22 protein-coding genes are annotated in these 24,054 nt (G+C 62.3%); 9 read left to right on the top strand and 13 right to left on the bottom strand.

Going from position 1 to position 24,054, the window contains the following annotated elements; genetic code table 11:
* Positions 1-67 precede the first annotated feature (67 nt).
* Both C8D72_RS00650 and C8D72_RS00645 read right to left on the bottom strand, forming a co-directional pair.
* Positions 68-1,213, bottom strand: coding sequence for a YncE family protein (locus C8D72_RS00650; protein WP_115852501.1), 1,146 nt, complete (start codon positions 1,211-1,213; stop codon positions 68-70).
* A 113-nt stretch (positions 1,214-1,326) separates the two neighbouring features.
* Positions 1,327-2,427, bottom strand: coding sequence for a YncE family protein (locus C8D72_RS00645; RefSeq protein WP_170140453.1), 1,101 nt, complete (start codon positions 2,425-2,427; stop codon positions 1,327-1,329).
* A 267-nt stretch (positions 2,428-2,694) separates the two neighbouring features.
* Here C8D72_RS00645 and C8D72_RS00640 point away from each other — a divergent pair, with 267 nt between their 5' ends.
* Positions 2,695-3,666 (top strand): alpha/beta hydrolase, encoded by a 972-nt coding sequence (locus C8D72_RS00640; RefSeq protein ID WP_170140452.1) that lies wholly within the window; start codon positions 2,695-2,697, stop codon positions 3,664-3,666.
* A gap of 30 nt (positions 3,667-3,696) precedes the next feature.
* Here the strand turns inward: C8D72_RS00640 and C8D72_RS00635 are convergent, their stop codons facing one another.
* Entirely contained in the window at positions 3,697-6,141 is a 2,445-nt protein-coding gene (locus C8D72_RS00635; RefSeq protein WP_245955101.1) for a heavy metal translocating P-type ATPase, read from the bottom strand.
* A 118-nt stretch (positions 6,142-6,259) separates the two neighbouring features.
* Between C8D72_RS00635 and cadR the strand changes: the two genes are divergently transcribed.
* Positions 6,260-6,691 (top strand): Cd(II)/Pb(II)-responsive transcriptional regulator, encoded by a 432-nt coding sequence (gene cadR / locus C8D72_RS00630; protein ID WP_115852498.1) that lies wholly within the window; start codon positions 6,260-6,262, stop codon positions 6,689-6,691.
* A 17-nt stretch (positions 6,692-6,708) separates the two neighbouring features.
* Here cadR and dcd read toward each other — a convergent pair whose 3' ends face one another.
* The 3 genes from dcd to arfB form a co-directional block, all read right to left on the bottom strand.
* Positions 6,709-7,275, bottom strand: a complete 567-nt coding sequence (gene dcd / locus C8D72_RS00625) for a dCTP deaminase (protein WP_115852497.1) — start codon at positions 7,273-7,275, stop codon at positions 6,709-6,711.
* A 187-nt stretch (positions 7,276-7,462) separates the two neighbouring features.
* The gene (apbC, locus tag C8D72_RS00620; RefSeq protein ID WP_115852496.1) at positions 7,463-8,269 is read right to left on the bottom strand and encodes an iron-sulfur cluster carrier protein ApbC; all 807 of its coding nucleotides are present in this window, start codon (positions 8,267-8,269) and stop codon (positions 7,463-7,465) included.
* A gap of 150 nt (positions 8,270-8,419) precedes the next feature.
* Complete coding sequence (arfB, locus tag C8D72_RS00615) at positions 8,420-8,830, bottom strand: alternative ribosome rescue aminoacyl-tRNA hydrolase ArfB (RefSeq protein WP_115852495.1); 411 nt, start codon at positions 8,828-8,830, stop codon at positions 8,420-8,422.
* A gap of 177 nt (positions 8,831-9,007) precedes the next feature.
* Between arfB and C8D72_RS00610 the strand changes: the two genes are divergently transcribed.
* A complete protein-coding gene (locus tag C8D72_RS00610) occupies positions 9,008-10,135 on the top strand; it encodes a serine hydrolase (protein ID WP_170140450.1) in 1,128 nt (375 codons plus the stop codon).
* A 58-nt stretch (positions 10,136-10,193) separates the two neighbouring features.
* Entirely contained in the window at positions 10,194-11,309 is a 1,116-nt protein-coding gene (locus C8D72_RS00605; RefSeq protein WP_115852493.1) for a serine hydrolase, read from the top strand.
* 6 nt (positions 11,310-11,315) lie between these two features.
* Here C8D72_RS00605 and C8D72_RS00600 read toward each other — a convergent pair whose 3' ends face one another.
* Positions 11,316-12,293, bottom strand: a complete 978-nt coding sequence (locus tag C8D72_RS00600) for an alpha/beta hydrolase (protein ID WP_170140449.1) — start codon at positions 12,291-12,293, stop codon at positions 11,316-11,318.
* A 56-nt stretch (positions 12,294-12,349) separates the two neighbouring features.
* Positions 12,350-12,811: a tellurite resistance TerB family protein gene (locus tag C8D72_RS00595; RefSeq protein ID WP_115852491.1), complete on the bottom strand. Its 462-nt coding sequence runs from the start codon at positions 12,809-12,811 to the stop codon at positions 12,350-12,352.
* A gap of 190 nt (positions 12,812-13,001) precedes the next feature.
* Between C8D72_RS00595 and C8D72_RS00590 the strand changes: the two genes are divergently transcribed.
* Complete coding sequence (locus C8D72_RS00590) at positions 13,002-14,378, top strand: NAD-dependent succinate-semialdehyde dehydrogenase (RefSeq protein WP_115852490.1); 1,377 nt, start codon at positions 13,002-13,004, stop codon at positions 14,376-14,378.
* Positions 14,379-14,782: 404 nt separating this feature from the next.
* On the opposite strand, the gene C8D72_RS00585 is transcribed toward C8D72_RS00590, so the two are convergent.
* The 4 genes from C8D72_RS00585 to C8D72_RS00570 form a co-directional block, all read right to left on the bottom strand.
* On the bottom strand, positions 14,783-15,454 hold the full coding sequence (locus C8D72_RS00585; protein ID WP_115852489.1) for a spermine/spermidine synthase domain-containing protein: 672 nt from the start codon (positions 15,452-15,454) through the stop codon (positions 14,783-14,785).
* A 76-nt stretch (positions 15,455-15,530) separates the two neighbouring features.
* Complete coding sequence (locus C8D72_RS00580; protein WP_115852488.1) at positions 15,531-15,848, bottom strand: YkgJ family cysteine cluster protein; 318 nt, start codon at positions 15,846-15,848, stop codon at positions 15,531-15,533.
* A 67-nt stretch (positions 15,849-15,915) separates the two neighbouring features.
* Positions 15,916-16,320, bottom strand: coding sequence for a DoxX family protein (locus C8D72_RS00575; protein WP_170140448.1), 405 nt, complete (start codon positions 16,318-16,320; stop codon positions 15,916-15,918).
* Between the two features lie 8 nt (positions 16,321-16,328).
* Positions 16,329-16,793 carry an ASCH domain-containing protein gene (locus tag C8D72_RS00570; protein WP_245955100.1) on the bottom strand — a complete coding sequence of 155 codons (465 nt, stop codon included), beginning with the start codon at positions 16,791-16,793 and terminating at the stop codon, positions 16,329-16,331.
* Between the two features lie 116 nt (positions 16,794-16,909).
* Here C8D72_RS00570 and metG point away from each other — a divergent pair, with 116 nt between their 5' ends.
* From metG to nth, 4 genes are all read left to right on the top strand, one after another.
* Positions 16,910-18,994 (top strand): methionine--tRNA ligase, encoded by a 2,085-nt coding sequence (gene metG, locus C8D72_RS00565; protein ID WP_115852486.1) that lies wholly within the window; start codon positions 16,910-16,912, stop codon positions 18,992-18,994.
* 172 nt (positions 18,995-19,166) lie between these two features.
* Positions 19,167-20,756 carry a sensor domain-containing diguanylate cyclase gene (locus tag C8D72_RS00560; protein ID WP_115852485.1) on the top strand — a complete coding sequence of 530 codons (1,590 nt, stop codon included), beginning with the start codon at positions 19,167-19,169 and terminating at the stop codon, positions 20,754-20,756.
* A 116-nt stretch (positions 20,757-20,872) separates the two neighbouring features.
* On the top strand, positions 20,873-21,892 hold the full coding sequence (gene rsxB / locus C8D72_RS00555; protein WP_115852484.1) for an electron transport complex subunit RsxB: 1,020 nt from the start codon (positions 20,873-20,875) through the stop codon (positions 21,890-21,892).
* A 41-nt stretch (positions 21,893-21,933) separates the two neighbouring features.
* Positions 21,934-22,572 (top strand): endonuclease III, encoded by a 639-nt coding sequence (nth, locus tag C8D72_RS00550; RefSeq protein ID WP_115852483.1) that lies wholly within the window; start codon positions 21,934-21,936, stop codon positions 22,570-22,572.
* Between the two features lie 48 nt (positions 22,573-22,620).
* Here the strand turns inward: nth and C8D72_RS00545 are convergent, their stop codons facing one another.
* The gene (locus tag C8D72_RS00545) at positions 22,621-24,021 is read right to left on the bottom strand and encodes a Gfo/Idh/MocA family protein (RefSeq protein ID WP_211308740.1); all 1,401 of its coding nucleotides are present in this window, start codon (positions 24,019-24,021) and stop codon (positions 22,621-22,623) included.
* Positions 24,022-24,054: the final 33 nt, after the last annotated feature.

The raw sequence follows: 24,054 nt of genomic DNA, 5'->3' as shown, positions 1-24,054 counted from the left end.
TCTGAAAGCAGAACGGCCTCCCGAGTGGGAGGCCGTTTCAATGCGGGTGATATCAACCCGTGACAACTCAGGGCTTGATATGGATGACGCTGTCGGGCTTGTCGGTCTGATGGTTCTCATCCAGTGGCTGCTTGAGGGAGACATAGACGCCGGAGGTGTCCGAGATCGCCATCAGGCTATTGGGCATCAGCGGGGTCTGAACCGTATCCAGCAGCTTGTGGCTGTCCCGGTCATAAATGGTCACTGTCTTCGCCTTGCGGTTGGTCACGTAAAGGCGATCACCTTCCAGCATCAGCGCCAGCGCCCCTTCACCGCTTTCAAACGTATCCTTGAGCTTGCCGTTTTGCGTATCCAGCACCGTGACATTGCCACTGCCGGCATTGGTCACGTAGAGCTGATGCCTTTCGACATCAAGCGCCAGATTCAGCGGGCCTTCGCCACCGGTGGGCCACTGCGCGATGATCTCGTGGCTGTCCATGTCGACCGCGCGCACGGCGTTGTCCTTCATGGTGGAGACATAGATCCGCCGGCCGTCGTGATCCACCGCCAGGCCTGTCGCCCAGGTGCCGAAGCCTTCGATGGTATCGGTCAGGGCAAGGTTGTCACCATCAATGACCCACAGCACGCTCTTGTCACCCACGCCGGTCATGTAGAGCGTATTGCTCTGCTCATCGACGCTGAGCTGACGTGGATTGGGACCGAAGACATCATCCTCTTTCGCCTGGGCCTTTTCTTCCTCGGTGGCCAGCGCCAGATGGCGGGTCGTGTTGTCTTCCAGATTGATGGCCGTCACGCTCTTGTCCAGCGTGTGGCCCACAAACAGGGTATGGGTTTTCTCGTTCAGCGCCAGGCCGAAGGGCTTTTGATCCAGTGCGATGGTCTCTTCAACTTCCAGTGTCTGTGAGTTCAGCCGATAGATGCTGCCGCCCTCATTTTCACCATAGTTGTCGCTTTCACCCTCGCCAAAGCCACCGGTCGCTGCCACATAGATCGACTGCTGCGACGGACTGAATACCAGCTCGTAAAGCCCCTGATCAATGTCCTTTTGGGTCACGATCTGCTCGGAAGCGTCCTGCTGCGTGGTCCCTTGCTGCTGGGTCGGCTGCTCACCGGCCACCGCCCAGGGCGCTGAAAGGGTCACAATTCCCAGTGCGATGAGCGCGCCCTGCAACAGGCGAACCGAACGTGAAGCAGTCTTTGGCATACCCGGCATGAATAATCCCCTGCAATGAATGTCCAGTAAGTCAGGATGTCACAAGGCGTGACAACCTGCCACATGAATGTAAATGATTATCAGTTAAAACCCAACGTTGCCATCGCCGCTGCTCAGGGCGTGATCAGGGTGACCGTATTCCCCCGGTCATCGTCGGGGTCGTCCTGCTTGCCCATACGTGCGGCCTTGTTGGTCACGAAAGCGTGGTGCGTTGCCGGATCGATGGCGACCGTATTGGGATGCGTACCGGTGGAAAGCGTTGCAATATCCTGATAATCCTCACCATCGAGCACCGTGACCGTACCGGCATTGCGGTTGGCGATATAGACATGATCATTGCCCGGATCAAGCTTCACACTCAACGCCCCGTCACCGGCCGGGTAGCTGCCCAGTGAGCTACCGTTTTCGGCATCGATTACCTCAAGCGCGCCTGCCTGCACACTGGTGATCAGCAGCCGCTGACGCTTGTGATCCATGTCGATATCGATCGGCCCTTCAAGGGTCGTGGGCCATTTGTCCATCAGCGTTCCCTGGTCGAGATCAATCACCGCAATGGCATTCTCACCCATCAGCGTCACATAAAGCCGGTGACGCGCTTTATCAAATACCAGCCCGGTCGGACGCTTGCCGATATGCTCGATGGTGGGTTCCTGCTCAAGCGTTGTCGTGTTGACCACCCAGACCCTGCCGTCGTTGGCCACGGCCGTGATATAGGCACGCTCATTGTCCTGATCGATCACCACATGGCGCGGCTCGGCATGCTTTTGCTCGCCTTCCGGGACCGGCTGGCTCGGGTCCGCCAGCACCAGCGTTTCCAGCACCTCACCACGGCGATCATCAAGGATGGTCAGCGAGCCATCCCGGCTGCCGGTGGCATAAAGACGATGCTGCTTCGGGTCGACGGCGAGCCCGAACACCTGACGCGGCGTATGAAGGGTGTCGAGCGTCTCCAGCGTTTTCGGATTCAGACGAAAGATGCGCCCGCCATCCTCATCACCCCGCGAGCCACCGCCGGCCACCAGCAACTGCTGCTGATCGGGACTGTAAACCGCTTCATAAAGACCGTGGTCAAGCTTGACACTCTTGCTGACCTGCGGGGCCGACGGCGTTGCCACAACCCCTGTCGAAACGATGACCCCCATGACCACGGCGGCAGCCACGGCGGCTATCAGCCGGTTACTCCAGCGTGATGATCCTGTGTTACCCCTCGCCATGTTTTCTCCCCTGTTCATGCCGTATCCCGTAACCGTCCGCACCCGGAGTGCCGACCGCCACCCCAAGAAATAAGTCTTTTTTAACCTTTTCGGCGGCCACTTTACTCAAAAATGAGAACGATTAACATTGTCATCTGTCAAAAACCCGGCATCGCCAAAGTTTTAGCAATACCTGGTACCATGCATCAGAGCGTCGCGCCGACGGCCACCGAAGCAAATGGTCGGTGGCGCGGTCACAGGGGAGACCATGAATCGTTGCGAGACCATATGACACTGCATCCTGCCTGCAATCACACCAGACGCAAAATGCTCAAGGGTGCCACGACAGGCGCTCTGCTCTCACTGCTGCCCGGCGCACTCTGGTCACTGCCGACCGCGGCACGCCCCGGGCCTGACTTCAACCAGCCGCTGCCACCGGGCATTGTCGAGAAGGGCTCGGAGGTTTATGACTTCCGGGAACATCGACTGACCAGCCCTGACGGTCAGCGCCACTACCGCATCACGGTGGCGATCCCCAGAAAGGCACCGCCCGAGGCCGGCTACACGCCGATCTATCTGCTTGACGGCAATGCCGCACTGGCTGAACTCGGTGAGCAGGACCTGAAGGCCATGGATGCCGCCATGCCGCCGGTGCTGATTGCGCTGGGCTACGATACGGATGCCCGCTTTGATGTCGAGGCACGCCAGTGGGACTACACCCCGAAGCGGCCGGGTCAGGACGCGATCATCAACGACCGCCACCCCGAGCGCCGCGGCGGCGGGGCCGATGATTTCATCAAGCTCCTGAATGAAGACATCATGAAGGAGGCCGAGCAGGATCTGCCCATCGATACATCAAGGCGTGCGATCTGGGGGCACTCCTTTGGTGGGCTGTTCGTCATGCACACGCTGTTTACCCGCCCGGCCCTGTTCGATCACTGGTACGTAGCCAGCCCCACGCTTCACTGGAACGGCTATCAGGTCCTCGAGGAAGCGGATCGATTTCAATGGCCGCCGGAACGGCGCGGCAGTGTGCTGTTAATGCGCGGCGATGCCGAACTCAAACGCCGCGGTCCCTACGCCAACGGCGGCAGCGATAAACAAATTAACGACCAGCTGGCGGCGCTGGCACACCGGCTGGACAGCGCGCCCGATCTTGACGCGCGTTTTGAAGTGCTCGAGGGCCTGGGCCACGGTGCGGCGCTGGCGCGCTCGCTCAAGCTGGCGCTTTCGGATGTCAGCGGTGCCACGCTGTCATGACCGGCCCGTGGGGCCGGCACGGGGTCACCTTCAGGCATGCGCCCCCATCGAGACCCTGGTCGGGGTGACAGCGCCGGCGTTGTCCTGATCACTCTTTGCCTCGTGGCGCAGCAGCCGCAACCCGTTGAGCACCACCAGGACGCTGGCGCCCACGTCGGCAAACACGGCCATCCACAGGGTTCCCATTCCTGCCACGGTGAGGGCGAGAAACACCGCCTTGATGCCCAGCGCCAGCGCGATGTTCTGCATCAGGATACGATGGGTCGCCCGCGACAAACGGATGAAGGCCGCTACCTTGCGCAGATCATCATCCATGAGCGCCACGTCGGCCGTTTCGATCGCGCTGTCGGTGCCCATGGCGCCCATGGCAAAGCCGATATCGGCGCGCGCCAGCGCCGGGGCATCGTTGATGCCGTCACCAATCATGGCCACCCGCCCCTGCCCTGACAGCGCCTCGAGGTGCGAGAGCTTGTCCTGCGGCATCAGCGCGCTTTCAATGCGATCGATGCCGACACTGCGCCCGATGGCGTCGGCGGCATGGGGGTTGTCGCCGGTCAGCATCAGGGTGCGAACGCCCAGACGATGCAGCTCGTTCACCGCGTCGCGGCTGGTGGCCCTGAGCGTATCGGCCACGGCATAAACGGCGAGTGCTCGGGTCTCATCCATCAACACCACCACCGTGCGCCCTTCACCCTCAAGCGTCTCGATCTGTGTCTTGAGCGCCTCGCTCAGACAGCCTCGCTCACGCACCAGCGCCTGATGGCCCAGCCAGTAGCGCCGGCCCTCGCTGAGACCGGTGATGCCTCGCCCCGGCAGCGCTTCGATGGCCTCAAAGGGCGCGGGCACCGTACCCTCGGCCTCCCCGGCACGGGCCAGTGCCATGGATACCGGGTGATCCGAGCGCCGGGCAAGGCCGAGCACCAGCGCTGCCACCCGTGAAGTGTTCTCGCTGTCCAGCACCACGGCGTGGGTCTGCTGCGGCCGGCCATGGGTCAGCGTGCCGGTCTTGTCCAGCGCGACCCAGCCCAGCCGGCGGCCCTCTTCCAGATGAACGCCGCCCTTGATCAGAATGCCGCGCCGAGCCGCATTGGCCAGCCCCGTGACCACCGTGACCGGCGTGGAAATGACCAGCGCACAGGGGCAGGCGATCACCAGCAATACCAGCGCCCGGTAGATCCAGTCGAGCCAGCCGCCGCCGGCCAGCAGTGGCGGCAGTACCGCCAGCAGAGCCGCCATCGCCACCACCGCCGGGGTATAAATGCGCGCGAAGCGATCGATGAAGCGCTGCGTAGGCGCCCTTTCGCTCTGGGCCTGCTCCACGGCACTGATAATGCGCGCCAAGGTCGAGTCATCGGCCCGACGGGTCACCCGACACTCAAGTTCACCGGCGTCCACGATGGTCCCGGCGTAGACGCTGTCTCCCGGCGCCTTGTCGACCGGCATGCTCTCCCCGGTGATCGGGGCCTGGTTGACGCTGGACGCCCCGGAAACCACCTTGCCATCCAGCCCGATACGGGCGCCAGGGCGCACCCGAATCAACGCCCCTATCGCGATATCTGCCACCGGCCTTTCTTCCCAGCGACCATCATCCAGGCGCACGGTGGCGACCTCGGGGGCCAGCTTCATCAGATCTTCGATGGCATGCCGGGCCCGGGCCAGCGAGCGCGCCTCGATCCGCTCGGCCAGATTGAACAGCACCATGACCATGGCCGCTTCGGGCCAATGGCCGATCAGCAGCGCCCCGGTCACGGCAATGCTCATCAGCGCATTGATATTGAGATTGCCATGCCGCACGGCCATCCAGCCCTTGCGCCAGGTGTTCAGTCCGCAACCGGCAATGGCGGCCAGTGCCAGCGCCGCCGCAAGCCATACCGGCCCTGCCATCCACTGAACCGCCTCGGAGGCAAACGCGGCAACACCGCTCATGATCAGCGGCGTCCAGGGGGCGGGCGTCTCTTCTGCCCGGCCGAGCCTGCCGCGCTCGTCGGCAAGCTCCGGCACAAACCCCAGCGCACGAATGTCGGCCAGAATCTCCTCCAGCGCCCGGGGGTCGTGCACCACGGTCAGCACCCGCTGCAACAGGTTGAACTCCAGGCGTTCAACGTCTTCGCGCGTGGATAGCTGCTTGCGGATCATCTGCTCCTCGACCGGACAGCACATCTGCGCAATGCGCATGCTGGTGCGCAGCTGGTCGCCCTCGCGCACGCTGCCGGTGAGGGAGTCATCATCAGGCGGCACCCGGGTGTCATCAGCGCCACAGCAACCGTTGGTGGCCCTGGAGGCTGTCGGGCCACTCGACGAGCCGCAGCAGGAGGACGATGCTTGAGGTTCACAGCAGGGCTGCGTTTGAGATTCGCCGCAGGCGGATGGCGGCCGGGGGGTGCAGCACAGCGAATGCTCGCCCGTTGATGCACTACTGTTGTCGGGCGTAAAGACAGAAAAGCTGCCCGATGACTTCTCACTGTGATGTGCCACGCGCGCTCCTTTTAACTTCGGGATGGCCCGCAGGCCTGGAGAGTCACCAGTCAAAACCCTATAGTGACTATAAGGTCAAGAACTACCGAGCAGCGCACGCCACCCAGGGGAGCAGGCCATGAAGATTGGAGAACTGGCAAAAGAGACCGGCTGCAGCAGCCAGACCATCCGCTTTTACGAGCGCGAGGGGCTGCTGCCGGCCCCGAGCCGCAGCGAGAGCAACTACCGCCATTACGGCCCGGCCCATCTCAAGCGACTGAGCTTTATCCGCAACTGCCGGGCGCTGGCCATGAGCCATGCCGAGATTCATGCGCTGCTGGCGCTGGTGGACGATCCACGAGGCGACTGTCAGGCCATCGATGCGCTGCTGGATGAGCACATCCAGCACGTCGAGGTGCGTCTCAGGGAGCTTTCCCAGCTGCACGGGCAGCTCAGGAACCTGCAAAAGAAGTGCGGCCATGCCAGCCCCGTGGGGGACTGCGGCATCGTGCACGGTCTGGAAGAGATGTCGTGGGAGGAAGAGCCCGGCAGCAGTACCCATCTGGGCTAGCCGGGCCATTGCAGGGCTTACGTGCGCGGCAGCGTCACGCCGCGCTGACCCATGTACTTGCCGCCGCGGTCCTTGTAGGAGGTATCGCATACCTCATCGGACTCGAAAAAGAGCATCTGCGCCACGCCTTCGTTGGCGTAGATACGCGCCGGCAGATTGGTGGTGTTGGAAAACTCGAGCGTTACGTGCCCTTCCCACTCCGGCTCCAGCGGCGTGACGTTGACGATGATGCCGCAGCGCGCGTAGGTCGACTTGCCAAGACAGATGGTCAGCACGTTACGCGGAATGCGGAAATACTCCACCGTACGTGCCAGCGCAAAGGAGTTGGGCGGAATCACGCAGGCATCGCCCTTCACATCCACAAAGCTTTTCTCGTCGAAATACTTGGGATCGACGGTGGCGGAGTGGATATTGGTGAAAACCTTGAACTCATCAGAGCAGCGCACGTCGTAACCGTAGCTTGACGTACCGTAGGAGATGACACGCTGATCACCGGCATGGCGGACCTGATCATACTCGAACGGCTCGATCATGCCGTGTTCCTGCGCCATGCGGCGAATCCATTTGTCTGCCTTGATGCTCACGAGGGGTGTCCTGTCGCAATGCCTGAAATAGGAAAGATAAAACCGGGGATGGTAGCGCGACATTAACGTGGCCGATGGCCGTACTGAATGCCGCGCAAAACGGCCATGATACCGGCACGTCCGGCCGGACTAAAGCCTGCCGCTGGCAGTCTCCAGCCCGACCTGCCGCCGCTGCGGGTGTTGAGCGTTATTCGCCGAAGCTGATCGACGGGCCGCTTTCGCGCGTTTTGGCGCCGAGCTGCTCATCGATGCGGGCGCTGATCGCCATGAACGAGCGCGCGGCATCGCTTTCGGGGTCAGCGACCACGGTCGGGCGACCGCCATCGACCTGCTCACGAATGCTCATGGTCAGCGGCAGCCGGCCCAGCACTTCGGTGTCGTACTGCGCCGCAATGCGGGCACCGCCACCCTCGCCGAAGACCGCCTCTTCATGACCGCAGTTCGAGCACACGTGGGTGCTCATGTTCTCGACCACGCCCAGCACCGGCACGTTGACCTTGCGGAACATCTCGATGCCCTTGCGCGCGTCCAGCAGGGCGATGTCCTGCGGGGTGGTGACGATCACCGAGCCCGACACCGGCACCTGCTGCGACAGCGTCAGCTGAATGTCACCGGTGCCCGGCGGCATGTCGATGAAGAGATAATCAAGCTCCCCCCAGCCGGTCTGGGTCAGAAGCTGCTGGAAGGCACCGGCGACCATCGGTCCGCGCCACACCATGGCGGTTTCGGTATCCACCAGCACCGCCATCGACATCATCTTGAGCCCGTGCGCCTCGATCGGCTTCATGGTCTTGTCATCGACCATGGTGGGTCGGGTGCCGGGTTCGATGCCCAGCATCTGCGCCTGGCTGGGACCGTAGATATCGGCGTCCAGCAGGCCCACGCGATGGCCCTGAGCGGCCATGGCCAGTGCCAGGTTAACGGTAACGGTGGACTTGCCCACACCGCCCTTGCCGGAGGCCACGGCCACCACATGTTTGACTGTTTCGAGCACTGCTTGTCTCCTGTCCATTTCCTGCCGACACCGCCTGTAAACCCTGCGATGTCATGATCGAGCGACAGTATAAACCCTCACCCGCCGACAATCCCAGGTGAAACACTCGGATATGGCCACGCGCCGTCCGTTCAGAGGGCATCTTTCGTCTTAGTGATCCACGCGCCCGCGCATGGCCTTTTTCTGACCGCGCTGTTTCTTGCCCTCGAGCCGGCGCTTTTTGGACCCAAGCGTCGGCCTGGTCGCCTTGCGCGGTCTGGCGGTATAGACCACCGACTTGATCAGCGCTCGAAGGCGCATGAGCGCCTCCTGGCGGTTGAGCTCCTGGGTGCGATGGGACTGCGCCTTGATGATGATCAGACCGCTTGAGGTAATGCGGTGATCGTTCAGCGCCAGCAGCCGGTCCTTGTACTCCTGTGCGAGGCTGCTTTGTTGTATGTCCATGCGCAGATGAATGGCCGAGGCCACCTTGTTGACGTTCTGTCCGCCGGCGCCCTGGGCGCGAATGGCGCGCAGCTCATAGTCGTTGTCGTCGATGGCAATGTGACGTGATATCTGCATGAAATCCTGTTTCCGGACCCGAAGGTCTTTTAATACGTCCCCCGGATCATCGGGAGTATTTGCGGGATGTCTTAAGTGCGCCTGAGGCCAGGCATCATATACAAGTCTGCTCTCTATACTCCCATGACACCTTGCGCCAATAACAGCACACCCGTTGTCATGGAAGTTCAAAGCCGTATGGAAGCACGCTGTCGCACCGCCGTATCCGCCATCCAGAAACCGGGTCGCCCTCGCCTGACCGCATTCATCGCCTCTGTGCTGTTGCTCGCTGCCCTGCCCGGACAGGTCATCGCGCAGTCACTGAGCGAGCATGTCGATGCCAGACCCCGAGTCGACTGGGCCGAGCGCCTGACCGGCGATATCGAGCGCATCAACGCCGCCTATCCGGGCGAGATCGGCGTGGTCGTGCGCGATCTCGACGATGACAACCGCTTCTCCTTTCATGGCGAACAAAACTGGTATCTGGCCTCGATGGTCAAGGTACCGGTCGCGCTGGCGCTGATGGACGAGGTCGATGCCGGCAGGCTCAGTCTCGATGACACCATGACCCTTGAGCGCAGCGACTATGTGGACGGCGCCGGGGAAACCAACTGGCACGGTGCGGGCGAGCAGCTGAGCCTGCGCTGGCTGCTCGAGCAGATGATCACCCGCAGCGACAACACCGCAACCGACATGCTGATTCGCCGCGTCGGGGCCGAGCGCGTCAATGAGCATCTGGCTGAACTGGTGCCGGAAGGCTTCGAGCGCATCACAACGCTTGCCGATGTGCGTCGCTACGCTTACAGCGAGTTTCACCCCAACGCCATGGCGCTCGACGGGCTCGAGTTCGTTGATATTCGCAAGGCCCGCGAAGAAAAGGCCCGTCTGGCCGCGATCAGCCGTTTCATTGGCGTACCGGTCAGCGATTTTCGCGCCCGCGATTTAAGCGAGGCGTTTGAAGGCTACTACGCCACCGGTCTCAACAGCGCCCGGCTGGATGCCCTTGATCGACTGCTCACACGGCTGGCACGCGGCGAGACGCTGTCGCCCGAAAGCACCGATGCGCTGATGGGCGTCATGGCACGCACCCGCACGGGCACCAACCGTCTGCGCGCGGCCTGGCCCGACACGGTGACCTTTGCCCACAAGACCGGCACCCAGCGCGGCCGCTTCTGCGATGGCGGCATTGCCATTCATGACAGCGACGACGGTCCGCAACGCGTTGCGGTGGTGGCCTGCACCCGCGGCTCGCTGTCGCTGGCGCGCTCGGAACAGGCATTGAAGGAGGTAGGCCAGGCCATCTGGCAATCCGGCGTCTTTCGCTGATGCCACCGCCGGGCTCGCCCTGGCGGCCAATCATCTTTCATGAACAACGAGAACAAACATGACACGTTTCCTGTCGGCCCGAACCGGGTCATTTGTGACTGCCGGCCTGCTGGTCTTGTCCAGCGCCGCCCTTTACGCCGAGGACACGCGCCCGGAGGAGAACTGGGTGAAGACCCTGGGCGAGCGCATTACCACGCTGGATAACGAGGCAGAGGGCACGCTGGGCGTCCATGTTCACCGCCTCGCGGATGATACGAGCCTTGATCACAAGAGCGACCGGCTCTGGTATCTCTCCTCGGCGGTCAAGGTGCCCGTCGCCATCGTGCTGCTGCAACAGGTCGAGGCAGGCGAACGCTCGCTGGACGATGAACTGACGCTTGAGGCCTCACAGCGCATCGATGGCGCCGGTGAACTGCTCTGGGTGGAGCCCGGTCAGGCCTACAGCCTCGACAACCTTTTGGAGCGCATGCTGATCGACAGCGACAACGTCGCCACCGACATGCTGATCGAGGCCATCGGTGTGGACACGCTCAATGGCCAGCTTCAGCAGATGACGCGTCAGGGCTTTTTTGGCAGCAGCGACTTTGAGCCTCTGACCACGCTGGCCGAGGTGCGCTACAGCGTGTACGGCGACATCCATCCCGACGCCCGGACGCTGGACCGCGAGCAGCTTGTCGAAATTGCCTCGGCGCCGATCGGCGATGAACGCGTGGCAGCACTGGCGCGCACCCTCGACGTCGATCGCGAGGCGCTAAACACCGATGACATGACCACCGCCTTTGATCGCTACTACGACACGCGCGTCAATAGCGCCACGCTCAAGGGCTACGCCGACCTGCTCACCGCGCTGGTTCGCGGCGAGTTGATCAACGAGGAGCACCGCGAGCTGCTGTTCGACAATCTCAAGATCGATCGTTATGACGGCTATCGACTGGAAGGCGGACTGCCGCAGGACGTGAGTTTTATCCAGAAAACCGGCACCCAGCACCAGCGTGCCTGTCACATGGGCGTGATCCGCCCGGACGAGCCGGACAACGCGATCGTGATTGCCGCCTGCATCGAAGACATGGACGAGGGCGCGCCCGCCGAAGCACTGTTCAAGCAGATCGGTGAGGCCATCACGGAGACGATGCTCGCCCCCGATGATGACGACGACGAGGACACCGCCGCCTGAGCCGGTTCAGTGCTCTGACGGCTGCGCGCGCTCGTAGAGGCCACGACCACGCAGCCAGTGATCCAGCAGGGTGGTCCAGCCATCAAGGGCGACATTTCCCATGCCCAGCCCCGAACCGTGTGGCCCGTTGCCGAAAAGATGCATCTCGGCCGGCACGTGGGCGTTGACCAGTGCCGTATAGAGATCGATGCTGCCCTGCGGCGGCACCAGCTCATCGTTGGTGGTCTGATAGATAAAGGTGGGGGGTGTCTGCCCGGTAACCTGTCGCTCGGGACGGTAGCGCTCCCGCCAGTTTTGATCACACTCATCCAGCCCCATCAGCGTGCAATAATCGATCCGGCTGTCCGGGTCACTGAACATCACCAGCGCCGGATAGCCCAGCACCAGAAAATCGGGCTGGCTGCGCTGGCGTTCGACCGGATCATCGGCGTCGGTATCGCCCTGGTCAAAGCGCGTGCCGGTCAGTGCCGCCAGGTGCCCGCCCGCCGAGAAGCCGGCCATGCCGACCCGATCCGGGTCAATGCTGAACTCCTCGGCGTGGGCGCGCACCCAGCGCATGGCGCGCTGGGCATCTTCCAGCGGTACCGGCATCGGATAATCCGGCCCCAGCCGATACTTGAGCACGAACGCCACCACGCCCCGGGTGTTGAACCAGTTGGCGATCTGGCGCCCTTCGGTATTGTCGGACAGCACCTGATAGGCGCCGCCGGGGGCAATGATGACCGCCGTCCCGTTGGGCTGCTGCCCGGGCGGATAGATGGTCAGGGTGGGCCGGTCACGAAAGCCTTCGCCCTGCGCGTCCGGCACGTCCCCTGCCCAGAGCGGCACCGTGTGCTGTTCCAGGTAGCCGTTATAGGCCTGAGGCGGCAGCTGCCGGGTATCGGGAACGTCATCCCCCCCGGCAGCAGCTGATGACGCCAGACCTGCCAGCAGCATGCCCAGACAGGAAAACATGCCCGAACGAAGAGAGAGAGTGAACAACACGGGACATCCTGGTGGGCGGTGGCAGGAAAACAACATGAGCAAGGGGCAAAAGCATACTACGCCAGACCCAGCGCCTGCTGTACCTCGAGCTTTTGCATGATGAAATCGGCATGGTCGACGTACAACAGCTCGGCCATCTTGCGCACGCGCGCCTCCTCCAGCGGGTCCAGCGCACCATCGGCGTAGGCCACACGCCAGAGCCGACCGATCAGCGCCACCCGCTGTGGGTAGTCATATTCGTCCCGGATCAGACGCACGAACTGGTAGTGATCCACTGAGTCCTCGACCTCCTGATGCGCCATGTCGACCAGCGTTTCCACCGCGCTGTCATCCAGATCAAATCGACGGCGCAGCATGTCGCGCAGCGTCTGTTGCTCGATCGCCTTCATGTCACCGTCAGCGCGCATGACTTCACACATCAGTGCGGCCACCGCCAGCTCCAGCGTCATCTCATGGTCCTGCTCCCCCGGCGAACGTCCGTTCAAGCGCTCGAAGAACTCATTGATGGTATCCAGCATGTGGTTGTCTCCTGACAAAATGGGTGCCTGTCGTTATGCCACACCCTTATGGACAAGGTACAGGCGCGCCTGACTCGCGAATCGATTCGACGCTGGAGAATCAGGCAAGGGACAGACAGTAATCACCACGGCGCCCCCGGGGCAGGCGCACTACACTGGGGGTCGTTCCGTCATACCAAAGGAGGTTATTGTGTCGAACACCATTAAAACCGTGAATCCGGCCACCGGCCAGACGATCCGTGAGTTCGAAACCATCTCCGATGACCAGCTGCAGCAGAAGATCGAGCAGACGCATCAGGCCTATCTCGACTGGAAGCAGCGCTCGCTTGAAGAGCGCGGCAAACTGGTCCGCCGGGTCGGCGAGCTGCTGGTCGAGCATCAGGATCGCCTGTCGCGTCTCATGACCCAGGAGATGGGCAAGCCGATCAGCCAGGCACCGCCCGAACTGGAATTGTGCAAGGGCATCTGCGACTACAGCGCCGACAACGCCGCCAGCGTGCTGGCCGATGAAGAGCGCGATCTGCCGGGCGGCCGCGCCCTGGTCACGCATCAGCCGATCGGCATTATCTTCGGCATTCAGCCGTGGAATTTCCCCTTCTATCAGGTCGTGCGCTACACCGTCGCCAACCTGATGGCCGGCAATACCGTGCTGCTCAAGCACGCGCCCAACGTCTGGGGCTGCGCCGAAGCGCTGGAAGAGATCTTCCGTGAAGCCGGTATGCCCGAAGACGTTTTCAACGTGCTCTATATTCGCGACGAGCAGGCAAGCCAGGTCACCGAGCACCGTCTGGTACGTGGCGTGACCTTTACCGGCAGCGCCGCCACCGGCCGCAAGGTTGCCGCAGCCGCCAGCGAACAGCTCAAGAAGACCGTGCTGGAGCTGGGCAGCAACGACGCCTATCTGGTGCTCGAGGATGCCGATATCGACAAGGCGGTGGAGACCTGCGTCACCGGGCGCATCACCAACAACGGTCAGACCTGTGTCGCCGCCAAGCGTTTCGTGGTGGTCGATGCCGTCTATGAGCAGTTCCGTGATACCTTCGTTGAAAAAATGAAGCAGGTCGAGTTCGGTGATCCGACCGATGAAAACACCCAGCTCGGTCCGCTGGCCCGCCGCGATCTGCGTGACCAGCTCCACGAGCAGGTGAAGGAATCCGTTGAAAAAGGCGCCGTCTGCCTGACCGGCGGTGAAGTGCCCGACGAGGACGGCTTTTTCTATCCGTCCACGGTGCTGGACAACGTCACGCCCGGCATGCCGGCCTACGATGGCGAGCTGTTTGGCCCGGTCGCGTCGCTGATCCGTGCCCGTGATGAGGAAGATGCGCTGCGCATCGCCAACGACTCGGTCTACGGCCTGGGCGGCGGTATCTTCTCCGAAGACGAGGAGCGCGCCGTACGTCTGGCCCGCGATCATTTCGATACCGGCATGGTCTGCGTCAACGGCTACTACATTGCCCAGCCCAACCTGCCCTTTGGCGGTGTGAAGGAGAGTGGCTACGGCCGTGAACATGGCGGCTATGGCATGCTCGAATTCGTCAACACCAAGTCACTGATGATCGCGCAGTAAAAGCGGCCATGACCGGCGACACCCTGTCGCCGGTCATGAGGGGGCGCACTGCCCCCACGCCGTGAGCGATGTGGCAAAAGATGCGCCAAAAACGAATGCCCCGGGGGTGACCGCCCCCGGGGCATTTTTTTGCAGTCTCTGTCTGCCAGTGACTGTGGCCCGTCGTTTAACGCAGTCCCAGAAAGGACAGAACGAAAAGCACCACGACTACCAGACCGATGATGTAAATGATATTGCGCATGTCTTGCCCCTTGCTTCGTCATGAGTGCAGGCCGACCTTTATCAGAGCCGACCGTTAACGCGTTCCTGCGTTGGCATTAGATTAGTTCAGAGCGAAGCAGTGAGCCAGGTCATGATGCCTCGATGATCTCATCCCCAACAGATTACGGCTTTCAGCTCCGCGGCTACCATGCCAGCCAGATGGTATGACGCGCGCCCTTGCCCGGGCGATGGGCACGTACCATATGCTCCTCGACACAGAGCCCGGCGCGCTTGAGCCGCTCGCTAAAGCCCGGATCAAGCCCTGCCGACCAGACGGCCAGCACGCCCTCCGGGCGCAGCGCGCGCTGAATGGCTTCAAGCCCGCGCGCACTGTACAGACGATCGTTTTCCCGCTGGGTCAGTCCCTCGGGGCCGTTGTCCACATCCAGCATGATGGCGTCAAAACCACCCTCGCTGCGCGCCAGTACGTCGGCCACATCATCAACGATGATCTCACAGCGCGGATCGCGGATCGGGTAACCGGCCGCCGCGCCCAGCGGACCGCGGTTCCACTCGACCACGCCGGGCACCAGTTCGGCGACCACCACCTCGGCCTCGGCGCCCAGGCCTGCCAGCGCCGCGGCCAGGGTAAAGCCCATGCCCAGCCCGCCGACCAGCACCCGCACGCTGGGGTTGTCACGCACCCGGTCACAGGCCAGCTCAGCCAGGGCGTCCTCGGAGCCGTGCAATCGCGTATTCATCAGCTCACCGGGCTTGCCGGCGATCCGAATCGAGAACTCGTCGTTGCGCTGTAAAAGCCGCAGCTGACCGCCGCCGGGAATATCGGCAGTGTCTATCTCACACAGCTTGGCCATGAAATACCTGTCAGGGAGAAATGGGAAAAACGGTGGCTGGCGACACCGCGCCGGACGCCGCCTTCATGCCTGCGGCTCAGTCCACCAGACCATAGAGCGCACGCTCTTCGCGGCACTCAAGGCTTGCTTCCTCGAAGTCGCGGCAGACCTGCGGACGGCGCGGGTGAATGCTGCACAGCATGGTGTTGCGATCCACCGCCGCACACCAGCCCTCTTCATCCTGGCGCATCACCACCCCGCCCCACTCGTCCTCCTCGATCAGACCGTGAGGTACCCCGCGGGCCAGGTCATCATCATCGAGCATCACGAGCAGCCGGCAGCAGCACGCCTCGCAGTTGAAGCAGCTGACGCCGTCGGGCGCCTCGATGTTTTCAAGCTGGATATCACCGGACATGACGCACAGCCATCAGTCAGTATGGGCCGGCCATTGTACACACCCGAAGCCGCAGCGGCGGTGGCATTTACGACATCCGGTGACGTCTTGAGCCGGCCGGCTGCGTGGACCACAAAATGCAGGCAATCAGCAGCACCTGCAATGGCAGTCGCAACAGCAGCAGACTTTCGGGCACATGGGGGAAGTCATCGGCGTGCCACCACATATAGACATTGGCCGGCGTCACACACACGGTCAGCGCCACCAGACCGAGCCCGGCGGCGCGACGATAGCGCGGCAGCAAAATGCCGATCGCCCCGGCAAGCTCAAACGCCCCGGTAATGAAGACCGCCGGCATTTTCAACGGCAGCGCCGGCGGGATGATCGAGGCAAACGTCGCCGGCCAGACAAAGTGGGCGATGCCGCCGAGGCAAAACCAGCTAAAAACGATGGCAAGGCCGATGCGTTGCCCAGGGGTCACAGGAGCGAGCATGGAGTACGTCATGGAAAAACCTTCTCGAAACGCTCGAGCACCAGCTCGGAGGCGTCAGTAAAAACAGCGCCCAGACGGGCCGCCTCATTCTGGAAAAACCGCAGATGCTCGCGATGCCACCAGGCGTAGCTGCCATCGCCTTCGCCTTCGAGCGCCGCAAAGGCCGGCGTCACCTCATCGAATCGACAAATCGTGACGGACGTCAGCGCGATGATGCATACCGGCGCATCGAGACTGTCCAGCACAACGGTCAACTGCCCGGCTCTCGGCAGGGGCTCATTTTCAACCCGCCAGGATTCAATCCAGCCGCAGCTGGCCTGCTTGATTCGAGCATCGATCAAACGAGCGCACTCATCGATCAGCTCAGGGGTATCGCCGAAGGCTTCTGCGATCACCCGACATTGTCGGCCATGCGCATCGGCTTCGGAAATATCACGGTAACGCTGGAAAAACCGCCACTGGGCAGGTGTCACGCTCAACGCCTCCGGTTATCGATGCTACAATCGCCGGTCAAGTTTACAGTCTATCCACCCCTGGGCGCAGTCGATACCGGCGCCCGCGGGTTCGTCACGGGAATCTTCCAGCCACCATGTCGAACAACGCCACGCGCCAGATTCTGGTCACCAGCGCCCTGCCCTATGCCAACGGCTCGATCCATCTGGGCCACCTGCTGGAATACATCCAGACCGATATCTGGGTGCGTTTTCAGAAAAGTCGCGGCCATGAGTGTCACTACGTCTGCGCCGATGACGCTCACGGCACCGCCATCATGCTGCGCGCCGAGCAGGAAGGCATTACCTCCCAGCAGCTGATCGACCGGGTCAACGCCGAGCATCAGGCCGACTTCGCCCGCTTTGGGGTGGCCTTTGACAACTACTACTCGACCCACTCGGAAGAGAACCGCGTCCACAGCGAGCGCATCTACCGCGCCCTGCGCGATGGCGGCTTTATCGCCACGCGCGACGTCGAGCAGATGTATGACCCCGAGCGCGGCATGTTTCTGGCCGACCGCTTCGTCAAGGGCACCTGCCCCAAGTGTCACACCGAGGATCAGTACGGCGACAACTGCGAGGCGTGCGGTGCGACCTATACGCCGGCCGAGCTGCTCAATCCGGTCTCGGCGGTCTCGGGGGCCACGCCGGTGGTCAAAAGTTCGACCCATTACTTCTTCGAGCTGCCCAAATTCGAGCCGTTTTTGAAGGAGTGGACGCGTTCGGAACGCCTGCAGCCGCAGATCTCCAACAAGCTGCAGGAGTGGTTCGAGGCCGGCCTCAACGATTGGGACATCTCCCGCGATGCGCCCTATTTCGGCTTTGAAATTCCCGATGCCCCGGGCAAGTACTTCTATGTGTGGGTGGATGCGCCGATCGGCTACATGGCGAGCTTCCAGCAGCTCTGTGAGCGTGAAGGCATCGACTTTGATCGCTTCTGGAAAAAGGACAGTGACGCCGAGCTTTATCACTTCATCGGCAAGGACATCGTCTATTTCCACGCGCTGTTCTGGCCGGCCATGTTGGAAGGCGCCAACCTTCGCACGCCCACCGGGGTCAACTGCCACGGTTTCGTGACCGTCAACGGCGCCAAGATGTCGAAGTCCCGCGGCACCTTCATCAAGGCCGAAACCTATGAGCAGTACCTGAATCCGGAGTACCTGCGCTACTACTTCGCCGCCAAGCTCACCGCCGGCGTGGACGATCTGGATCTCAACCTCGAGGACTTCGCCGCCCGCGTCAATTCGGACCTGGTCGGCAAGGTGGTCAACATCGCCAGCCGCTGCGCCGGCTTTGTGAAAAAATCCGGCGGGCGCCTGTCCGCAACCTGCGCCGAACCCGAGCTGGTACAGCGCTTTATCGATGAAGGCGAAGCCATCGCGGCCGATTTCGAGGCGCGCGAATTTGCCCGCGCGGTGCGTCGCATCATGGCACTGGCCGATGACGCCAACGGCTATATCGCCGACAAGGCGCCCTGGGCACTGGCGAAGGAAGACGGCCGCGAGCAGGAGGTGCTGGATATCTGTTCGGTGGGCATCAACCTCTTCCGCCAGCTGGTGGTCTATCTCGCGCCGATCGTGCCGCGGCTTGCCGAGGGTGCCCGCACCTTCCTCAACCTCAAGACACTGAACTGGGCCAGCCGCACCACCGTGCTGACCGATCACCCGATCGAGAAGTTCAAGCCGCTGATGACCCGCGTAGAGAGCGATAAAATCGATCAGATGATCGAGGCGTCAAAGGAAGATCTCGCGGTGGAGAAAAAGCTCAAGGACGATGCGAAGGCCGCTCAGGCAGGTGCCGCAGTGGCGCCGGGTGATGGCGCGGCCGGCACACCGGCTGCCGACATCGAACCCATCGCACCGGAAATCACCATCGATGACTTTGCGAAGGTCGACCTGCGCATCGCCCGCATCGAACAGGCCGAGTATGTCGAAGGGGCCAAAAAGCTTTTGAAGCTGACGCTTGATATCGGCAGCGAGACCCGCACGGTCTTCTCCGGCATTCGTGCCCAGTACGCCCCCGAGGCGCTGACGGGTCGGCTGACCGTGATGATTGCCAATCTGGCACCGCGCAAGATGCGCTTTGGCCTGTCAGAAGGCATGGTGCTTGCCGCCGGAGATGACGACGGTATCTATCTGCTCTCCCCTGACAGCGGCGCAACGCCGGGTAGCCGCGTGAGCTGATACCGGCGCAATCCGATAACAGGGGCGCCGACCTCCGAGGAGGTCGGCGCCTTTTTTTCATCACCTTCGCGTCTTCAAAAATCACGATACATGCCGATATGTCCGTACGCTGACAAGGGTTGCCCGCCTTTCCTGGCCGGGTCATGTCAGGTGGAAATGGATATCCAACGGCATGCATTCATTACGGTTTCGATTTTTGCTGTCTCTGGTGCTGGTGGCGGGTCTCGCCCTGCTGGCGCTGTGGAGCATTGCGCACTTTCTGGTCTACCCGAGTCTGCTCTCGCGTGAAGACGACTATGTGGCCAAGGAAATGGGGCGGGTCGAGAGCGCATGGCAGAGCGACCTGAAAAAGCTGGGCGCCGAGACCCGTGACTGGGCCAGCTGGGATGATGCCTACGATTTCATGCGGGGGAATACGCCAGAGTTTGTCGAGAAGAGCTTCAGTCAGGAAATGTTTCATGACATGAATTACATGATGATGATCTTCATGCGCATGGATGGCTCGCCGGCCTGGATGGCCGGTTACGATCGCAGTACGGATCAGTACAGTACCTGCAGCTCGGCGGCCGACAGCTGTCGCTGGATGTCACCGATTTTTTCCGTGGTACAGGATCATGTGCGCCACCAGCGTCCTGAGCTGGATAAATGGCTTCTGAGCGTGCCTGCCCCTGCCATGATCGCCACCAGCCCCATCGTGCCGACCGAACGCGGCGATGCTCCCCCGCTGGGCTGGCTCGCCGTGGTGCGCAGTATGGATCGCGCCTGGTTCGAGTCCACTCGCGATCAGACCGGCGTCGACATCTCCATTGAACCGATTCTGCATCCGGATTTGATCGTCAAGCCACCGCCCATTATTCGCATCAGCGACGACCAGCTGCTGGCGATCCGATGGCTTGATGCCGCCCCGGGGGACAACAAGCTTTCCCTGCAGGCCACGCTGCCGCGACGGGAGTTTGTGGCCAATGCGGCCTCGTTCAATTTCGCCATGCTCTGGACCATCGGTGTCCTGCTCACCGTGGTGATCGTGATTCTTGGCCTTCTGGAACTCATTATTCTGACGCCGACCCGCAGGCTTGCCCATTTTACCCGCGAACAGCGTCGCGAGGAGTCGTTTTCCGATTCCCTGCCGGTCAGCCTCATTGCCCGACGTGACGAGCTCGGCAGTCTGGCACGTGAATTTCAGCATCTTTTAATGCATCAAAAGGCACGTACCGACTCGCTGGAACAGTTGAGCCATCGCGACCACCTCACCGGCCTGCTCAACCGACGCTACCTTGATGAATACCTGGTACAGTCACTGACGCAGGCCAACCAGAACCACCACGCCGTCGGCCTGATCATTATCGATATCGATTACTTCAAGGCCTACAACGATCATTACGGTCATCCGGAAGGCGATCACTGCCTGACGCGGGTGGCGCGCATTCTCGATCGGGTTGTGGATGATCAGGGAATCGTGGCGCGCGCCGGCGGCGAAGAGTTCATCGTGGTGCTGCCCGATGTGACGCGCAAGCGGACCTGGCGCATGGCCGAGCAGCTGCGCCTGGCCGTGGCCGGTCTGGCCCTGCAGCACGAGCCCTCACCGGTGGCCGACCACGTCACGATCAGCGCCGGCATGGCCATCAGTCTGCCTCAGGCGCCCTGTCAGCCGGCCGAGCTGATGCGCCTGGCCGATGAAAGCCTCTACCGTGCCAAACAGGCGGGCCGCAATCAGGTGGGCGCACGCATCAGAGAGCCCTGGTACCAGTCCCAAACCCTCTAGGCGCTCGCCCAGGCAGCAGCGCAGGGATTGCAGCGCCGGGTTCGAAGCAGGCGACATTGCGGGTATAATCGTCTCACTTTCAACGATTACCACTTCCGGGCCCGTCGACCATCTGCATGAGCGCCTCTGCCAGCATTACCGTCACCGATATTGATCATTTGCTGCCCCAGACCCAGTGCGGCAAGTGCGGCCATCCCGGCTGTCGCCCCTACGCCGAAGCCATTGTCGAGGGCGAGGCCATCAACCGCTGCCCGCCGGGTGGCGAGACAACCATCGCAGAGCTTGCCGAACTGCTGGCGCGCCCTGTCGTGCCGCTGGAGGTAGACGCCGAATCGCCAAAGGCCGCCGTGATTCGTGAAGACGAATGCATCGGCTGTACCAAGTGCATTCAGGCCTGCCCGGTGGATGCCATTCTGGGCGCGTCAAAGCAGATGCATACGGTGATCGAGGCGGAATGTACCGGCTGTGAACTCTGTGTCGCCCCCTGCCCGGTGGACTGTATCGATATCGTGGCGCACCCGGGCTGGCAGGCCACCCGCGATGAGCGCGAACAAAAGGACTGGCTGGCGCGACGCGCCGAGCAGGGCCGCCGGCGCTTTGAACACCGCAATGCCCGCCTCGAGCGCCAGCGCCAGGAGAAGGACGCCCGCCGCCGCGAGCGCATGCGAGCCCGTCAGCAGTCGCGCAGTGATGACCGCAAACAGAGCGAACATGTGCCCTCCACCAGCGCACCGGCCTCCTCAAGGCCCGCCGGTAATGCCCGGGCCAGAAAGGCGGCCATCAGCGCCACCGTGCGCCGGCTGGAAAAGCGTCTAAGTGCCGATCCCGCCAATCAGGAGGACCAGAACGCCCTTGAGCGTGCGCGTCAGCAGCTGGCCGATCTTCAGGCGCAGGGTGATACGGGCGTTGGGTCAACCGACAGCGCACAGGACACCGCCTCATCGAGCTCTCTCAACTCCCTGCGCATCGCTCGCTCGGCGGCCAAGCAGCGACTGGCACTGGCCAACCGTCAGCTCGCCCATGCCAGACGTCAGGGCGGCCCGGAAGATATCGAGGCAGCACAGGCCCTGATCGATCGCGCCGAGAAAACCTGGCAGGACGCCTGTCAGGCACTGGACAACGCCGAGCGTCACTGAATGCACCACCGCCCTGTTACTTCACTTTTAGACCAGCGCTGATGAACAACGACAAACGCCGCGAAATCTTTCGCCGCCTGAAAGAAGCCAACCCGGAACCCACGACCGAACTTGCCTGGTCATCACCCTTTGAGCTGCTGGTGGCGGTCGCGCTGTCGGCCCAGTCCACCGATGTAGGCGTCAACAAGGCCACCGCGCGGCTCTTTCCCGTTGCCAATACGCCGCAGGCCATCGTCGATCTTGGTCTTGAGGGCGTGAAGGAAGTCATCAAAACGCTCGGGCTTTATAACAACAAGGCCAAAAATCTGGTCGCGATGTGCGAGCTGTTGCTGCGCGATCATGCCGGCGAGGTGCCCCGTACCCGCGAAGGGCTCGAAGCGCTGCCCGGCGTCGGCCGCAAGACCGCCAACGTGATTCTCAACACGGCCTTTAATGAACCCACCATTGCGGTGGATACCCATATCTTTCGCGTCTCCAACCGCACCAATCTCGCCCCGGGCAAGAATGTTGACCAGGTCGAGCAGAAGCTTTTGAAGGTCGTGCCGCGGGACTACAAGCGTGACGCCCACCACTGGCTGATCCTGCACGGCCGCTATACGTGCGTGGCGCGCAAGCCGCGCTGCGGCAGCTGCGTGATCGAGGATCTGTGCGAGTACAGGGACAAGGTTGATCCGGCCTGAGCCACGACGGCCAGCGCCCGCGGTGGACGCTGGCCGTATCTCATATGCTTAGCTGTCGCTCTGCTGCCACACATCTGGCAGGTTGGGGCTGTCCGCGATCAAAAGGTTGGGATCGCGTTCGTAATCCGATTCGATGCTGACCATCTCGCCGGTAGCGGCCGATTCATAAATGGCGCGAATGATGCGAACGTCCTGCATGCCCTCCTCGCCCGAGGCGTGCGGCGCGGTGTCGTCCTGCACGCACCGTGACAGGTGATCCATTTCAGCGGCGAACTGACTGATCTCCTGAATGGACGGCTCGATCCGTTGGTTGCCATCATCCACGATCAGCCAATGATTGTAGTAGTTTGACAGCGGCGCCATGCGCAGCCAGGCCTTCGTGCCGAACACGCTGGCTTCGTTGTTTTTTGGCGTGGAGTAGGACGAGGTGCAGTTGGCCACGGCGCCGTTCGGAAAGATCAGCTGAAAGGCGACGTTGTCCTCGACCTGGGCAAAGCGCGGGTCATCCTCACGGCTGTGGATGCGCGCAAACACCTGCGTCGGCTCTTCGCCAAGCAGATAGCGCGAGGCGTTGAGCGCATAGATGCCGATGTCGTAGAGCGAGCCGCCACCGGCCAGCGCCTTGTTGAGGCGCCACTGCGCCGAGGGCGCCTCCGGGTCGAGTGACACCCCGGCATTGACGCTCAGTAGATTGACGTCCCCCACCATGCCCTCTCGAATGGCCTTGATCGCCGCCAGGTTGTGCGGCTCGAACTGCTCGCGATAGGCGATCATCAGCTTGCGGTCGTTGTCGCGACAGGCCTCGATCATGCGCTGACACGCCTCGACCGTCGGCGCCATCGGCTTTTCACACAGCACGTGCTTGCCGGCCTGCGCCCCGCGAACGGTAAACTCCTCGTGCAGGGCGTTGGGCAGGATGATGTAGACGATATCGATGTCATCGTTATCGCTGATCTCATCGAAGTTGTCGTAGCTGTAGATGCCGGACTCGGCCACGCCGTACTGCTGCGCTATCTGGCGCGCCTTGTCGGCGTTGCCGCTGACCAGTCCGGCAAGCCGTGAATGCGTGCTGTTGGCAAAGGCCGGCAGGATCTGGTTGAGCGCAAAATCGCCAAGACCGACCACCGCCCAGCCCAGACGCTCATCGGGCGCGACCGGGTCATACTGATCGAGCGTCGGCATCGGACGTCCCGTCGCCGACGCCGGTACCGAGCTGATGCCTTCCGGCGCCGTGGCGCCGTTGCCAAAATCGAACGTCTGGCCATTGGATGCCTGACGGCCACCGCTGCGGGCGCTGCCCTCGCCGCTGGCCGCCGCGTGCGCAAAGGCGGGCCCCAGAGCACCGGCTGCCAGCAGCGCCCCGCTGGAACCCTGCAGGAATCGACGACGGTTAATGCTGAAGGTGGCCTCTTCATCACGATCGACGTGATGGTGGTCCTGCTCGCTCATAACACACTCCCTGTATCCATGACGGTTAACGCG

The sequence above is a fragment of the Kushneria indalinina DSM 14324 genome (assembly GCF_003385845.1).
GTDB classification, from domain to species: Bacteria; Pseudomonadota; Gammaproteobacteria; order Pseudomonadales; family Halomonadaceae; genus Kushneria; species Kushneria indalinina.
Note: the sequence above shows the minus strand (reverse complement) of the source record. Positions and strands in the feature narration are given on the sequence as shown.

What these genes read in the sequence shown, in the direction of transcription:
- C8D72_RS00650 (WP_115852501.1), bottom strand. Translation starts at nt 1,213, where the DNA reads ATGCCGGGTATGCCAAAGACTGCTTCACGTTCGGTTCGCCTGTTGCAG.
- C8D72_RS00645 (WP_170140453.1), bottom strand. Translation starts at nt 2,427, where the DNA reads ATGGCGAGGGGTAACACAGGATCATCACGCTGGAGTAACCGGCTGATA.
- C8D72_RS00640 (WP_170140452.1), top strand. Translation starts at nt 2,695, where the DNA reads ATGACACTGCATCCTGCCTGCAATCACACCAGACGCAAAATGCTCAAG.
- cadR (WP_115852498.1), top strand. Translation starts at nt 6,260, where the DNA reads ATGAAGATTGGAGAACTGGCAAAAGAGACCGGCTGCAGCAGCCAGACC.
- arfB (WP_115852495.1), bottom strand. Translation starts at nt 8,830, where the DNA reads ATGCAGATATCACGTCACATTGCCATCGACGACAACGACTATGAGCTG.
- C8D72_RS00610 (WP_170140450.1), top strand. Translation starts at nt 9,008, where the DNA reads ATGGAAGCACGCTGTCGCACCGCCGTATCCGCCATCCAGAAACCGGGT.
- C8D72_RS00605 (WP_115852493.1), top strand. Translation starts at nt 10,194, where the DNA reads ATGACACGTTTCCTGTCGGCCCGAACCGGGTCATTTGTGACTGCCGGC.
- C8D72_RS00595 (WP_115852491.1), bottom strand. Translation starts at nt 12,811, where the DNA reads ATGCTGGATACCATCAATGAGTTCTTCGAGCGCTTGAACGGACGTTCG.
- C8D72_RS00585 (WP_115852489.1), bottom strand. Translation starts at nt 15,454, where the DNA reads ATGGCCAAGCTGTGTGAGATAGACACTGCCGATATTCCCGGCGGCGGT.
- C8D72_RS00580 (WP_115852488.1), bottom strand. Translation starts at nt 15,848, where the DNA reads ATGTCCGGTGATATCCAGCTTGAAAACATCGAGGCGCCCGACGGCGTC.
- C8D72_RS00575 (WP_170140448.1), bottom strand. Translation starts at nt 16,320, where the DNA reads ATGCTCGCTCCTGTGACCCCTGGGCAACGCATCGGCCTTGCCATCGTT.
- metG (WP_115852486.1), top strand. Translation starts at nt 16,910, where the DNA reads ATGTCGAACAACGCCACGCGCCAGATTCTGGTCACCAGCGCCCTGCCC.
- C8D72_RS00560 (WP_115852485.1), top strand. Translation starts at nt 19,167, where the DNA reads ATGCATTCATTACGGTTTCGATTTTTGCTGTCTCTGGTGCTGGTGGCG.
- rsxB (WP_115852484.1), top strand. Translation starts at nt 20,873, where the DNA reads ATGAGCGCCTCTGCCAGCATTACCGTCACCGATATTGATCATTTGCTG.
- nth (WP_115852483.1), top strand. Translation starts at nt 21,934, where the DNA reads ATGAACAACGACAAACGCCGCGAAATCTTTCGCCGCCTGAAAGAAGCC.
- C8D72_RS00545 (WP_211308740.1), bottom strand. Translation starts at nt 24,021, where the DNA reads ATGAGCGAGCAGGACCACCATCACGTCGATCGTGATGAAGAGGCCACC.